At 71.7% G+C, this 12,032-nt stretch carries 13 protein-coding genes; 8 read left to right on the forward strand and 5 right to left on the reverse strand.

Annotated features, from left to right (window positions below; genetic code table 11):
• Positions 1-41: 41 nt before the first annotated feature.
• From SPOPO_RS32525 to SPOPO_RS28345, 4 genes are read left to right on the forward strand one after another with little or no spacing between them, the layout of a single operon-like run.
• Positions 42-746 carry a hypothetical protein gene (locus SPOPO_RS32525; RefSeq protein ID WP_028984591.1) on the forward strand — a complete coding sequence of 235 codons (705 nt, stop codon included), beginning with the start codon at positions 42-44 and terminating at the stop codon, positions 744-746.
• Complete coding sequence (locus tag SPOPO_RS0107665) at positions 746-1,312, forward strand: hypothetical protein (protein ID WP_019874205.1); 567 nt, start codon at positions 746-748, stop codon at positions 1,310-1,312. Before SPOPO_RS32525 ends, SPOPO_RS0107665 begins: the two co-directional genes overlap by 1 nt.
• A gap of 39 nt (positions 1,313-1,351) precedes the next feature.
• Entirely contained in the window at positions 1,352-1,984 is a 633-nt protein-coding gene (locus tag SPOPO_RS0107670; RefSeq protein WP_019874206.1) for a DedA family protein, read from the forward strand.
• Positions 1,981-2,640: a DedA family protein gene (locus tag SPOPO_RS28345; RefSeq protein WP_019874207.1), complete on the forward strand. Its 660-nt coding sequence runs from the start codon at positions 1,981-1,983 to the stop codon at positions 2,638-2,640. Before SPOPO_RS0107670 ends, SPOPO_RS28345 begins: the two co-directional genes overlap by 4 nt.
• A gap of 103 nt (positions 2,641-2,743) precedes the next feature.
• On the opposite strand, the gene SPOPO_RS0107680 is transcribed toward SPOPO_RS28345, so the two are convergent.
• Complete coding sequence (locus SPOPO_RS0107680; protein ID WP_019874208.1) at positions 2,744-3,241, reverse strand: PaaI family thioesterase; 498 nt, start codon at positions 3,239-3,241, stop codon at positions 2,744-2,746.
• Between the two features lie 131 nt (positions 3,242-3,372).
• Between SPOPO_RS0107680 and SPOPO_RS0107685 the strand changes: the two genes are divergently transcribed.
• A complete protein-coding gene (locus SPOPO_RS0107685) occupies positions 3,373-4,482 on the forward strand; it encodes an acyltransferase (RefSeq protein ID WP_169577172.1) in 1,110 nt (369 codons plus the stop codon).
• A gap of 20 nt (positions 4,483-4,502) precedes the next feature.
• Here the strand turns inward: SPOPO_RS0107685 and SPOPO_RS0107690 are convergent, their stop codons facing one another.
• From SPOPO_RS0107690 to SPOPO_RS0107700, 3 genes are all read right to left on the reverse strand, one after another.
• Positions 4,503-4,763, reverse strand: coding sequence for a Txe/YoeB family addiction module toxin (locus tag SPOPO_RS0107690; protein ID WP_019874210.1), 261 nt, complete (start codon positions 4,761-4,763; stop codon positions 4,503-4,505).
• Between the two features lie 66 nt (positions 4,764-4,829).
• Positions 4,830-5,198 carry an FKBP-type peptidyl-prolyl cis-trans isomerase gene (locus SPOPO_RS0107695; protein ID WP_019874211.1) on the reverse strand — a complete coding sequence of 123 codons (369 nt, stop codon included), beginning with the start codon at positions 5,196-5,198 and terminating at the stop codon, positions 4,830-4,832.
• Positions 5,195-5,995 (reverse strand): SDR family NAD(P)-dependent oxidoreductase, encoded by an 801-nt coding sequence (locus SPOPO_RS0107700; RefSeq protein WP_051098310.1) that lies wholly within the window; start codon positions 5,993-5,995, stop codon positions 5,195-5,197. The genes SPOPO_RS0107695 and SPOPO_RS0107700 overlap by 4 nt, the downstream gene beginning before the upstream one ends.
• Positions 5,996-6,047: 52 nt before the next feature.
• Here SPOPO_RS0107700 and SPOPO_RS0107705 point away from each other — a divergent pair, with 52 nt between their 5' ends.
• The 3 genes from SPOPO_RS0107705 (at position 6,048) to SPOPO_RS0107715 (ending at position 9,346) form a co-directional block, all read left to right on the forward strand.
• The gene (locus tag SPOPO_RS0107705; protein ID WP_033384949.1) at positions 6,048-7,226 is read left to right on the forward strand and encodes a pyridoxal phosphate-dependent aminotransferase; all 1,179 of its coding nucleotides are present in this window, start codon (positions 6,048-6,050) and stop codon (positions 7,224-7,226) included.
• Positions 7,223-8,602, forward strand: a complete 1,380-nt coding sequence (locus SPOPO_RS0107710) for a TolB family protein (RefSeq protein WP_019874214.1) — start codon at positions 7,223-7,225, stop codon at positions 8,600-8,602. The genes SPOPO_RS0107705 and SPOPO_RS0107710 overlap by 4 nt, the downstream gene beginning before the upstream one ends.
• A gap of 225 nt (positions 8,603-8,827) precedes the next feature.
• Positions 8,828-9,346, forward strand: a complete 519-nt coding sequence (locus tag SPOPO_RS0107715) for a hypothetical protein (protein WP_019874215.1) — start codon at positions 8,828-8,830, stop codon at positions 9,344-9,346.
• 60 nt (positions 9,347-9,406) lie between these two features.
• Here SPOPO_RS0107715 and clpB read toward each other — a convergent pair whose 3' ends face one another.
• The gene (gene clpB / locus SPOPO_RS0107720) at positions 9,407-11,995 is read right to left on the reverse strand and encodes an ATP-dependent chaperone ClpB (protein WP_019874216.1); all 2,589 of its coding nucleotides are present in this window, start codon (positions 11,993-11,995) and stop codon (positions 9,407-9,409) included.
• Between the last annotated feature and the right edge of the window lie 37 nt (positions 11,996-12,032).

A 12,032-nucleotide genomic window follows, 5' to 3' on the forward strand; every position in this document is an offset into this window, starting at 1 on the left:
GCTCCGCCCGTTCGACGCCCCTGGCGCGGGACACTGGTGCCGTGATCACCTCGGATTCGGCCCGAACCGCACCCTCGCACGCGCTGCGGCTCGCCCTCGGCCCCGCGCTGACCGTCGTCCTGACCGCCGGGCTGCTCGCCGGCTGCGGCGGTGACGACGACCCGATCCCGTCGTCGGCCGCCGACCAGACGCCGGGAAAGTCGCGGCCGATCGGGGAGACCCCCGAGCCGACGCCGACCCCGACGCCGGCGTCCTCCTCGACCGACGGCGAGGCGACCGCCGCCCCGTCGGCCACCCCTGCCCCCGGCGGGGTCGAGGTTCAGGGCAACGGCATCACGTTCCGCCTGCCGGGGGAGCCGGAGCGGTTCACGCAGACCGGCAAGGCCGGGTCCACGTCGATCACCTTCGACATCTTCCGCTACGAGGCCGCGACCGAGGTCTACACCGTGACCCGCGGCCACTACCCGAAGGTCGGGACGCTGCCGACGCTCAAGGAGGCGCTGGAGACCTCCGCCAAGCAGGCCGGCGGCAAGATCGCGACCTCGCGGACCTTCACGTACAAGAAGAAGCCCGCGATCGAGGGCACGATCGTCGGCGTCAAGGACAAGGGCAAGGAAGTCACGATCTTCGCCCGCTACGTGGTCGTGGACCGCGTGATGTACGGCTTGCTCTTCCTCGACCGGGGCGGCAGTGCCGGGCCGACCTCGGCGTTCCTCACCTTCGTCAACTCCGTGGAGTTCTCCTGATGCGGCCCACCCGCTTCGTACCCGCCCTGCTCGCGGGCGCTCTGCTCCTGACCGGCTGCGGCGAGGGCGAGGCGCCCGAGGCGCTGCCGACGGTGACGCCCGAGGCCAGCCCGACCCCGAGCGCGTTCACCGCGAAGGGCAAGGGCTACTCGATCGTGTTCCCGGAGCGGGCGCGGAACACCAAGGAGCGCGCGAAGACCGGGCTGAAGCTGACCTACGACGTCTACACGCTCCGGACCGAGAACGCGGACTTCTCCAGCAGCCGCACCTCCTACGCCAACCACGGCAAGCCGAACCTGCGGGACGCGCTGACCAGCGCCGCCCGCCAGACCGGCGGTCGGATCACGGCGTCGCGGACGTTCACCTACCGCGGCGAGCCGGCCATCGAGGGGACGATCGTCGGGGCGCTCAAGTCCGACCGCGAGGCGCGGGTGACCGCGCGCTACATCCTCGTCGACGGCAAGTTCCTCTTCGGTCTGATCTACCGGGCGAAGGTGAAGGCCAGCGCGGAGATGAAGCAGACCCGGGACGCCTGGTTCAACTCCCTGCGCTTCACGAAGGTCTGAGCACGGCCGGCGGCCGCGCGCCCGACGTAGGGTGACCGCGTGATCTCGGCGGCGGGGGTCGAACTCTCCCTCGACCTGCAGGGACTGAGCACGGGGCTGGTCTACCTCGTCGTCCTGTCGTTCGTCTTCATCGAGTCCGGGATCCTGCTCGGGTTCTTCCTCCCCGGGGACGCGCTGCTGTTCGGCGCCGGCCTGGTCGCCGCGTCGCCGCACTCGGACGTCGCGCTGTGGCCGCTGACGATCGGTGTCTGCGTGGCCGCGGTGGCCGGCGACGCCGTCGGCTACTGGACCGGTCGGCGGTGGGGCCGGCCCTGGCTCGAGACCAAGCCGAGGATGGCGGAGCACATCGCCAAGGCCGAGGCGTTCTACGAACGCTGGGGCGCGATCGCGGTGATCGTCGCGCGCTGGTTCCCGTGGTTGCGGACCGCGACGCCGGTGGTCGCCGGCGTCGCCCGCATGCCCTACCGGCGCTTCGTGGCCGCGAACGTCGTCGGCGCCGTGACGTGGGGCGCGGGACTGATCCAGCTCGGCTATTACTCGTACGAGATCTCGTGGCTGCGGAACACGGCGATCGCGATCGGGCTCACCTGCGGCGCGATTCTGGTGATCGCTGGCGCCGTCCGGTGGATCTTGGCGCGACGGCGCGCGCGGGCGGATAACCTCGCGGGGTGAATGTCGCGCTCGGCCCGTCGTGGCTCGAACCTGAGCAGCTCATCGACAACTTCGGCTTCGCCGGGCTGCTGCTGATCATCTTCGCCGAGTGCGGCATCCTGCTCGGCCTGATCTTCCCCGGCGACAGCCTGCTGTTCATCGCGGGTCTCCTGCTCGCCGACGACACCCTCAGCCAGCCGCTGTGGCTCGCGTGCGTGTGTCTGTGGATCGCCGCGACCGCCGGCAACCTCGTCGGCTACTGGATCGGCCGGCGCACCGGCCCGGCCGTGTTCGCCCGCCCGAACTCGCGGATCTTCAAACAGGAGTACGTCGAGAAGACCGCGGCGTTCTTCGACAAGCACGGCGGCCGGGCGATCATCCTCGCCCGGTTCGTCCCGATCGTCCGGACCCTGATCACGTTCATGGCCGGCTCGGTGAAGATGGACGCCCGCGCCTTCACGATCTACTCGATGGTCGGTGCCCTGCTCTGGGCCGTCGGCGTCACGGTCCTCGGCCACGAGCTCGGCGGGGTCGACTTCGTCCGCGAGCACGTCGAGGCGATCCTGCTCGGCGTCGTCGCCCTCTCGGTGCTCCCGATCGTCGTCCACCTGCTCCGCGAGCGCCGCTCCCGCTCCGCCCGCACCACCGAGCCGGAGACCGGCGACCCGGTGGCCTGAGGGGTGCCCACCTGCGCCGAGTGCGCAGATCAGCACCGCTCGGCCGGTCTCAACCGGGGCTCAACTGCGCACTCGGTGTAGATCGCACACGGCCCCCGGCGGGTCAGGGGTTCAGGATCAGGCAGCTGCTGGTCGCGGTGGCGAGGAGGCGGCCCTTCTCATCGACCATCTTCGCCTCGGCGAGGGCGGTGCGGCGGCCGGAGTGGACGACGGTGCCGATCGCGCGGACCTCGCCGCCGTCGGGGGTCATCGGGCGCAGAAACTTCACCGCAAGATCCAGCGAGGTGTAGTTGACCCCGGCCTCGAGGGTGGTGTGGACGGCGCAGCCGGCGGCGGAGTCCAGGAGCGTCGCGTAGACGCCGCCGTGGACCGAGCCGATCGGGTTGTAGAGGTGCTCGGCCGGGGAGATCGCGAACACCGCGAGGCCCTTGTCGACCTCGACGAGGCGGAAGCCGAGGGTCTGGGAGATCGGCGGCGGCGGGGTGTTCGTCTCGAGCAGGTACTGAAAGAGCTCCAGCCCGGAGCGGCCCTGCGCGGCCTCGACGTAGACCTTCGGGTCCACCCAGGTGTAGGTGCGCTCGCGCCCGTCCGTTGCCGTCACCGCAGCCTCCTTGCCCGCCGATGGATCGTTTGTTACCGAACAGTAGGAACGGACCCGGTCTTCCCGCGGCGTCCTGTGCCCCCGGTCACATCGGCTTTTCGGTCCCGCGGATCAGGGGTAGCCCGCCCGGCATGTCCGGGACCGTGACGGCCCCGCGGGCGGCGTCTGCCTCGGGAGCGGGACGCACCGACACCTCGGCAGGTCCGCGGCGCACTGGCACCGAGTGGATGGACTTCGCCCGCGTCGCCGGGATGGTCGCCGTCGTGGTCGCGCACGTCTTCGCCCCGGCGATCCGCTTCGACGTCGAGGACCGCAGCTCCCCCGCGTGGTGGGCCGCGATGGCGATCAGCGCGTTCTCGCGGTTCTGCGTCCCGTTGTTCCTCGCGATCAGCGGTGCCCTGCTGCTCGCGCCGCGGGCCGGGCTGCCGCCGGCGGAGTTCTACCGGCGCCGCCTGCACCGGATCGGCATCCCGCTCGCCGTCTGGGTGGCGTTCTACCTGGCGCTGCGCGAGTTCACCGCCGGGGACGACCTCGGCGGCGAGGGCGTCGCGCGGGAGGTGATCGGCGGCGGCGTCTACTACCACCTGTACTTCCTGTTCGTCCTCGCCGGCCTGTATGCGCTGACCCCGTTCGTGCGGCTGATTGTGCTGCACGCCTCGCAGCGGATGCTGGTCGCGTTCGTCGTCGTCCTGCTCGGGATCGGCGCGATCGACCAGGCCGCGGTGATCCTGTTCGAGAGCGGGTCCGGCAACGCCGCGACCCGCTTCCTGCCCTACCTCGGGTACTTCGTCGGCGGGCTGCTCGTCTCGCAGCTGACGCTGACCCGCCGGCTCGTGCGACTCGGCGCGCTCGCGCTGGTCAGCGGCGTCGTGCTCACGACCGTCGGCGGCTGGGCCCTGTCGGTCTCGATGGGCCCGGAGTACGTCGAGTACGCGCTGCTCCCGCTCTCGCCGTCGGTGATCGTGACGGCGTTCGGCGCGACGGTACTGCTGCGCGCGCTCCCCCGCCGCCTGCCGCGGCTGACCGGGTCGCGCACGGTCGCGCGGCTGTCCGCCCTCAGCTTCGGGGTCTACCTCGTCCACCCGGCAGTGCTCACGCAGCTGCGCGAGCGGTACCCGTTCCCGACCGACCTGCCGGGCCTGCTCGGCCTCGGCGCCGCCCTGCTCGCGGTCACCCTCGTCGCGTCGGCGCTGATCACCGCCGTCGGCCGGCTTGCGCCGGGGGTGCGGCGGGCGTTCTGACCCGCGGGGCTCCCGAGGAGTCAGTAGTGGTACCGCAGCGAGAGGACGATGCCGAGGTCGCCCTCGACGAGGTAGACGACGCGGTGCTCGCTGTCGATCCGGCGCGACCGAGCGCCGGCCAGCGCATGCTTGAGCCGCTCGGGCTTGCCGATGCCATCGGACGATTCCGGGTCCCGGCAGATGTCATCGAGCAACCGATTGATCCGCTTGAGTTGCTTCCGGTCGGTCGCCTGCCAGAACTCGTAATCCTCCCAGGCGACCTCGTCGAACGCGATCCGCATCCCGGTCGGACTTGGCCGCGTTCAGTCGCCAGGTTCCCTCGGTCACCAACCGACAAAGGGGACCCGTCAGACCCCGAGCAGGTCGACGACGAAGATCAGCGTCTCGCCGGGCTGGATGACGCTGCCGGCGCCGCGCTGGCCGTAGCCGAGGTGCGGGGGGATGACGAGCTGGCGGCGGCCGCCGACCTTCATGCCCGCGACGCCCTGGTCCCAGCCGGCGATGACCATGCCGGCGCCGAGCTGGAACTGGAACGGGCTGCCGCGGTTCCAGCTGGCGTCGAACTCCTCGCCGGTGGAGAACGCGACGCCGACGTAGTGGACGGTCACCGTCGCGCCGGGCTTGGCCTCGGCGCCGTCACCGACCTTGAGGTCGGTGATCACCAGCTCCGCGGGGGGCTCGCCGCCGGGGAAGTCGATCTCGGGCTTGTCGCTCATCGCGTGTGCTCCGTCCTCGTGCCGATCTCACTGCGGGGGGTGCGGCCGAGCATCCGGGTCGCGCGCACGATGCGCCGGACCGGGAGGTGCTTGGCGGCGGCGGTGATGACCTTCCACTGCAGGCCGGGCACGGTGACGACGCGGCCGCGACGCAGCGCGTCCAGCGCGTCGTCGACGACCTTGTCCGCGGACAGCCACAGGAAGTCGGGGATGTTGTCGGTGTCCGCGCCGCTGCGGGCGTGGAACTCCGTCCGGGTGAAGCCGGGGCAGGTCACGACGACGCGGACGCCGGTGCCGCGGGCCTCCTCGGCGAGGGACTCGGTGAAGTTCGTGACGTACGCCTTCGCGGCGCTGTACGTGCCGCGCGGGACGAAGCCGGCGACCGAGGAGACGTTGACGATGCCGCCGTGGCCGCGGGCCGCCATCACCTGCAGCGCGGCGTGCGAGAGCTGCAGGACCGCGCGGACCATAACCGCCAGCACGTCGTCCTGCGCGCGGTAGTCGCTGCGCAGCACGGCGCCGGGGCCGGCCATGCCGGCGTTGTTGACCAGCAGGTCGATCGGTCGGGTCTCGTCGAGGATGCGCTCGACGACCGCGGCGCGGGCGGCGTCCGCGCTCAGGTCGGCGGGGAACGTCTCGACCTCGACTCCCGAGCGGGCCCGCAGTTCGGCCGCAACCCGGTCCAGGCGCGCGGAGTCGCGGGCGACCAGGACGAGATCCCAGCCGTCGGCGGCGAGCCGGCGGGCGAACGCGTTGCCGATCCCCGAGGTGGGACCGGTGATCAAGGCGGTGGGCACCTCGCGACCCTACCCGGGCGGGCGGCCCCCGCACCGGCTCTACGCTGCCGGAATGGGCACAGCGGGGACGACGGGACGGATGGCGCGGCGGCTCGACGGGCTGGGGACGACGATCTTCGCCGAGATGTCCGCCCTCGCCGTCGAGACCGGGGCGGTGAACCTCGGCCAGGGCTTCCCGGACACCGACGGCCCGGCCGAGATCGTCGACGCGGTCGTGGCCGCGCTGCGGTCGGGGACGTCGAACCAGTACCCGCCGGGGCCGGGGATCCCGGCGCTGCGCACCGCGATCGCCGAGCACGGCCGCCGCTTCTGGGGCCTGGACTACGACCCCGACGGCGAGATCCTCGTGACCGCCGGCGCGACCGAGGCGATCGCCGCCGCCGTGCTCGCGCTCGTGAACCCCGGTGACGAGGTGATCGCCTTCGAACCCTGGTACGACTCCTACGCCGCGACGATCGCGATGGCCGGCGGCGTCCGGGTCCCGGTCACGATGCACGCGCCGGAGTTCGCGATCGACCCCGACGAGCTGCGCGCCGCGATCACGCCCCGCACGCGGATGATCCTGCTGAACACCCCGCACAACCCGACCGGGCGCGTGCTCTCCCGCGCGGAGCTCACCGCGGTCGCGGAGCTGGCCGTGGAGCACGACCTCCTCGTGGTCTCCGACGAGGTCTACGAGCACCTGGTGTTCGACGGCGAGCACATCCCGATCTCGACGCTGCCGGGGATGCGCGAGCGCACCGTCCGCATCTCCTCCGCGGGCAAGACGTTCTCCTTCACCGGTTGGAAGATCGGCTGGGCCTGCGGCCCGGCGGAGCTCGTCACCGCGGTCCGGACGGCGAAGCAGTTCCTCACCTACGTCTCCGGCGCGCCGTTCCAGCCCGCGATCGCGCAGGCCCTGGGCATGCCGGACTCCTACTTCACCGGTTTCCGCGACCAGCTCCGCGACCGCCGCGACCAGCTCGCCGGCGGGCTGCGCGAGCTCGGCTTCGACGTCGTCCAGCCAGCGGGGACGTACTTCGTCACCACCGACGTGCGGCCCCTCGGTTGGACCGACGGCGTCGCGTTCTGCCGCGACCTCCCCCACCGGGCCGGGGTTGTCGCCATCCCCCTCGGCGTCTTCTACGACGACCCCGAGCCCGGCCGCTCCCTGGTCCGCTGGGCGTTCTGCAAACGGCCCGAGGTTCTCGATGACGCCCTCACCCGACTGCGCGTAGCGTTTTCGGGGTGAGACACCGCGCGCGGGTCGGGCTGGTCGGGGCGCTGGCCTGCGCGCTGGCCTGCGCGCTGGCGGTGGCACCCGGCGCTTGGTGGGGAGCCGCACCGGCGGCGGAGGGCGCGCACGAGACCCTGCGGGTCAGCACGGACGGCGGGCGCGGGGAGCCGAACAACGGCAGCTTCACCCCGTCGGTCTCGCGGAACGGCCGGTACGTCGCGTTCGCCTCCGAGGCCTCGAACCTCGTGCCGGGCGACACCAACCACCGGCGCGACATCTTCGTGCGCGACGTGGCGAAGGGGACGACCACGCGGGTCAGCGTGAGCAGCCGGGGACGCCAGGGGAACCTCGACAGCTACAACCCCTCGATCAGCGACGACGGCCGCTTCGTCGTCTTCGACTCGTTCGCGACCAACCTCGTCCCCGACGACCTCAACCGCGAGGGCGACGTCTTCGTGCACGACCTCGTCGAGCACACGACCACGCGCGTGAGCCGCGGGATCGACGGCAAGGAGACCGACGCCTCCAGCGGGTTCGCGACGATCAGCGGCGACGGCAACGTCATCGCGTTCGAGTCCTCGGCGACGAACCTGCGCGCCGGGCGGCCGGGCAAGGTCACCGACATCTACCTCGTCGACCGCGCGGGGAACGTCCTCGACTGGGTGACCCGTTCCCCCGCGAACGGCGAACCCAACGGTGGGAGCGGCGACATCGCGCTCTCGCGCGACGGCCAGGTCGTCGCGTTCGCCTCGGCCGCCACCAACCTCGTCCCGGGCGACACGAACCTCGCCGACGACGTCTTCGTCCGTGACCGCCGCGTGGGCTGGACGCAGCGCGTCAGCGTGAATTCGCTCGGTGGCGAGACCAACGACAACAGCGGCGCCCCGTCGATCTCGGACGACGGCCGGATCGTCGTCTTCAGCTCGAACGCCTCGAGCCTGGTCTCCCTCGTGCCCGGGACGCAGAGCCTGCCGGCCTTCGTCTTCCACCGCTTTCACACCGGCGACGACAACTTCGTCCCCGACGTCTTCGTCCACGACCGGGTCACCCGGCGGACCGAGATCGTCAGCGTCAGCACCGAGGGTGCGCAAGGCATCGCCGAGAGTTACGAGGCGTCAGTGAGCGGCGACGGCACGAAGGTGGCGTTCGCGTCGTACGCCTCGGACCTCGTCCCCGGCGACGGCCGGCCCGGCAGCGAGATCTTCCTGCGCGACCTGACGAACCGGCGCACGACGCGCCTCAGCGTCGACGGATCGGACCACCAGGGCAACGGCACCAGCGTCCAGCCGGCGATCAGTGGCGACGGCAACTGGGTCGCGTTCACCTCCGACGCGAGCAACCTCGTCCGCGGCGACCGCAACCGGTCGGGCGACGTCTTCCTGCGGCACTGATCGCGCCGTTGCGCGGCACCTCAAGATCGCCGCCGAGGGCGCCGATACCCCGATCGGGCCGGGGATCCGGGAGCGGCACGCGGACGGTTGTGCCCTGTGTCACGATTTCGCAGTTCTCGGTTCGACCTTGATCAGGTCAAGGAAAAGTTGGGTCTCGTCAGAGGCACCCATACTCAGACCATGACTCGTCGAACTGCAGCCGTGGCTCCTGGCGCACCCTCGATCGTGTCGACCCTGCCGGCGGTCGCTGAGCTCGCCGTCGAGGGTGCGACCGTCGGCGGTGGCGGCGCCCCGAGCGCGGTTCCCTCGCTGCTGCGCCCGGAGACGTACGAGTGCGCGAACTGCGGGGGTCGCTTCGAGGCGCGCAACCGCCCGACCCCGTACTGCACGAAGCAGTGCGGCGCCGAGGCCAAGACGGTCCGCTACGCCCGCAAGGCTCGCGCCGAGCACGGCACGGAACTTCCGGAGACCGTCCGGACCGCCCTGCACCGCCAGTTCGTCCACGCCCTCACCGAGTGCGCCTGGGACAAGTGGAGCGGTGAGCCCGAGCCCGGCCCCGTCGTCCCGCCGGAGGTCGAGCCGCTCGCCGAGCACCTCGACGCCCAGATCCCCGACGCCGACGTCTTCGCGCGGCGCGCCAACGGCATGAAGGTCCGGGTCCTCGCGGACTCCGAGCTCCGCCCGTGCGACGTCCAGGAGTGGGACTCGGTCTGGCGCGACTGGGTCAACGCCCACGCCCGCTGATTTCTCGTAGCGTCCGGCGAACTGAGGCCTATATAGGCCACAGTCCGCCGGACGTTGTGGTTAAGCCCGGGAGACCGCGAGCTCGAGGCCGTCCTTCGCGGCGGCGAGGTCGACGGTGACGGTGTCGCCGTCGCGGACCTCACCGGCGAGGACCTGCTTCGCGAGCTGGTCGCCGATCGCCGTCTGGATCAGCCGGCGCAGCGGCCGGGCGCCGTAGACCGGGTCGTAGCCGGAGAGCGCGAGCCACTCCGCCGCGGCCGGGGTGACGTCGAGCGTGATCCGCCGTTCCGCGAGCCGCTTCGCCAGCCGCGCGACCTGGATGTCGACGATCGAGGTCAGGTCGTCGGTGGTCAGCGCGCGGAACACCACGATGTCGTCGAGCCGGTTCACGAACTCGGGCTTGAAGCTCGCCCGCACCGCACTCAGGACCGCGTCCTTGCGCTGCTCGTCGTCCATCGTCGGGTCCACGAGGAACTGGGACCCCAGGTTCGAGGTCAGCACGAGGATCGCGTTGCGGAAGTCCACGGTGCGGCCCTGGCCGTCGGTCAGGCGGCCGTCGTCGAGCACCTGGAGCAGGACGTCGAAGACCTCCGGGTGCGCCTTCTCGACCTCGTCGAGCAGCACCACGGTGTACGGGCGGCGCCGGACGGCCTCGGTGAGCTGACCGCCCTCCTCGTAGCCGACGTACCCGGGCGGCGCGCCGACGAGCCGGGCGACGGAGTGCTTCTCTCCGTACTCGCTCATGTCGATCCGCACGAGGGCGTGCTCGTCGTCGAAGAGGAAGTCCGCGAGCGCCTTCGCCAGCTCGGTCTTGCCGACACCGGTCGGGCCGAGGAACAGGAAGCTGCCGGTGGGCCGGTCCGGGTCGGCGATGCCGGCGCGAGTGCGGCGGACCGCGTCGGAGACGGCGCGGACGGCGTCCTCCTGTCCGACCAGGCGCTTGCCCAGCTCCTCCTCCATCCGCAGCAGCTTCGCGGACTCGCCCTCCAGCAGCCGGCCGACGGGGATGCCCGTCCAGGCCGCGACGACGGCGGCGATGTCGTCCGCGCCGACCTCGTCGGCGACCATGACCTCGCCCCGGTCCTGCTCGTCCGCGCTCGCCTCGGCGATCTCCCGCTCGAGCGCGGGGATCTCGGCGTACAGCAGCCGGGAGGCGTTCTCCAGGTCGCCGTCGCGCTGGTAGCGCTCGGCCTGGCTGCGGCACTCGTCGAGGCGCTGCTTGAGCTCACCCACGCGGTTCAGGCCGGACTTCTCCTGCTCCCACCGCGCGGTGAGGGCGGCCAGCTGTTCCTGACGGTCCGCCAGATCCGCGCGCAGCCGCTCCAGCCGCTCGGCCGAGGCGGGGTCGTTCTCCCGCGCGAGCGCCATCTCCTCCATCTTCATCCGGTCGACCGCGCGCCGGAGCTCGTCGACCTCGACCGGCGAGGAGTCGATCTCCATGCGCAGCCGGGACGCCGCCTCGTCGACGAGGTCGATCGCCTTGTCCGGCAGGAAGCGGCCGGTGATGTACCGGTCGGACAGCGTCGCGGCGGCGACCAGGGCGGAGTCCGCGATCGCGACCTTGTGGTGGGCCTCGTAGCGCTCCTTGAGACCGCGCAGGATGCCGATGGAGTCCTCGACGCTGGGCTCACCGACGAAGACCTGCTGGAAGCGGCGCTCGAGCGCGGGGTCCTTCTCGATGCGCTCGCGGTACTCGTCGAGGGTCGTCGCGCCGACCAGACGCAGCTCCCCGCGGGCGAGCATCGGCTTGAGCATGTTGCCGGCGTCCATCGAACCCTCGGACGCGCCGGCGCCGACCATCGTGTGCAGCTCGTCGATGAACGTGACGATCTGACCGTCGGAGGACTGAATCTCCTTCAGCACCGCCTTGAGCCGCTCCTCGAACTCACCGCGGTACTTCGCGCCCGCAACCATCGCCGCGAGGTCGAGCGAGATCAGCCGCTTGTTGCGCAGCGACTCGGGGACGTCGCCCTCGACGATGCGCCGCGCGAGGCCCTCGACGACGGCGGTCTTGCCGACGCCGGGCTCACCGATCAGCACGGGGTTGTTCTTGGTGCGCCGGGAGAGCACCTGCACGACGCGGCGGATCTCGGAGTCGCGACCGATGACCGGGTCGAGCTTGCCCTCGCGGGCGGCTGCGGTCAGGTCGACGCCGTACTTCTCCAGCGCCTGGTAGGTGCCCTCGGGGTCGGGGGTGGTCACGCGTGCGCTGCCGCGGACGTCGGCGAAGGCCTCCAGCAGCTTCTGGGGCGTGATCGAGTGCTCCGCCAGCAACGAGGCGACGTGGCTCGGCCCGGTCGCGAGGCCGACGAGCAGGTGCTCGGTCGAGATGTACTCGTCACCGAGTTCCTTCGCCCGCTCCTCGGCGGTCGCGAGGACGGCATAGGCCTGGCGGGACATGCCGGGGGCGGAGACGGTCGAGCCGCTGGCCGAGGGCAGGCGGTCGAGCATCGCCTCGGCGGCGGTCGCGATCGTGTCCGGGTCCGCGCCGGCGGCGGTCACCAGCGGGCGGGCGGTGCCGTCCGGCTGCGCGAGCAGGGCGATCAGGAGGTGCACCGGCTCGACCTGGCTGTGGCCGGCCGTCGCGGCCCGGCGCACAGCGGTCGAGAAGGCCTCCTGGCTGCGCGTGGTGAGCTTGTTCGCGTCCATGGGGTTCTCCCTTTGCCGCGGCCACTCGGGCCGCGGG

Source organism: Sporichthya polymorpha DSM 43042 (assembly GCF_000384115.1).
GTDB classification, from domain to species: domain Bacteria; phylum Actinomycetota; class Actinomycetes; order Sporichthyales; family Sporichthyaceae; genus Sporichthya; species Sporichthya polymorpha.

What these genes read in the sequence shown, in the direction of transcription:
- SPOPO_RS0107665 (WP_019874205.1), top strand. Translation starts at nt 746, where the DNA reads ATGCGGCCCACCCGCTTCGTACCCGCCCTGCTCGCGGGCGCTCTGCTC.
- SPOPO_RS0107685 (WP_169577172.1), top strand. Translation starts at nt 3,373, where the DNA reads ATGTCCGGGACCGTGACGGCCCCGCGGGCGGCGTCTGCCTCGGGAGCG.
- SPOPO_RS0107690 (WP_019874210.1), bottom strand. Translation starts at nt 4,763, where the DNA reads ATGCGGATCGCGTTCGACGAGGTCGCCTGGGAGGATTACGAGTTCTGG.
- SPOPO_RS0107695 (WP_019874211.1), bottom strand. Translation starts at nt 5,198, where the DNA reads ATGAGCGACAAGCCCGAGATCGACTTCCCCGGCGGCGAGCCCCCCGCG.
- SPOPO_RS0107705 (WP_033384949.1), top strand. Translation starts at nt 6,048, where the DNA reads ATGGGCACAGCGGGGACGACGGGACGGATGGCGCGGCGGCTCGACGGG.
- clpB (WP_019874216.1), bottom strand. Translation starts at nt 11,995, where the DNA reads ATGGACGCGAACAAGCTCACCACGCGCAGCCAGGAGGCCTTCTCGACC.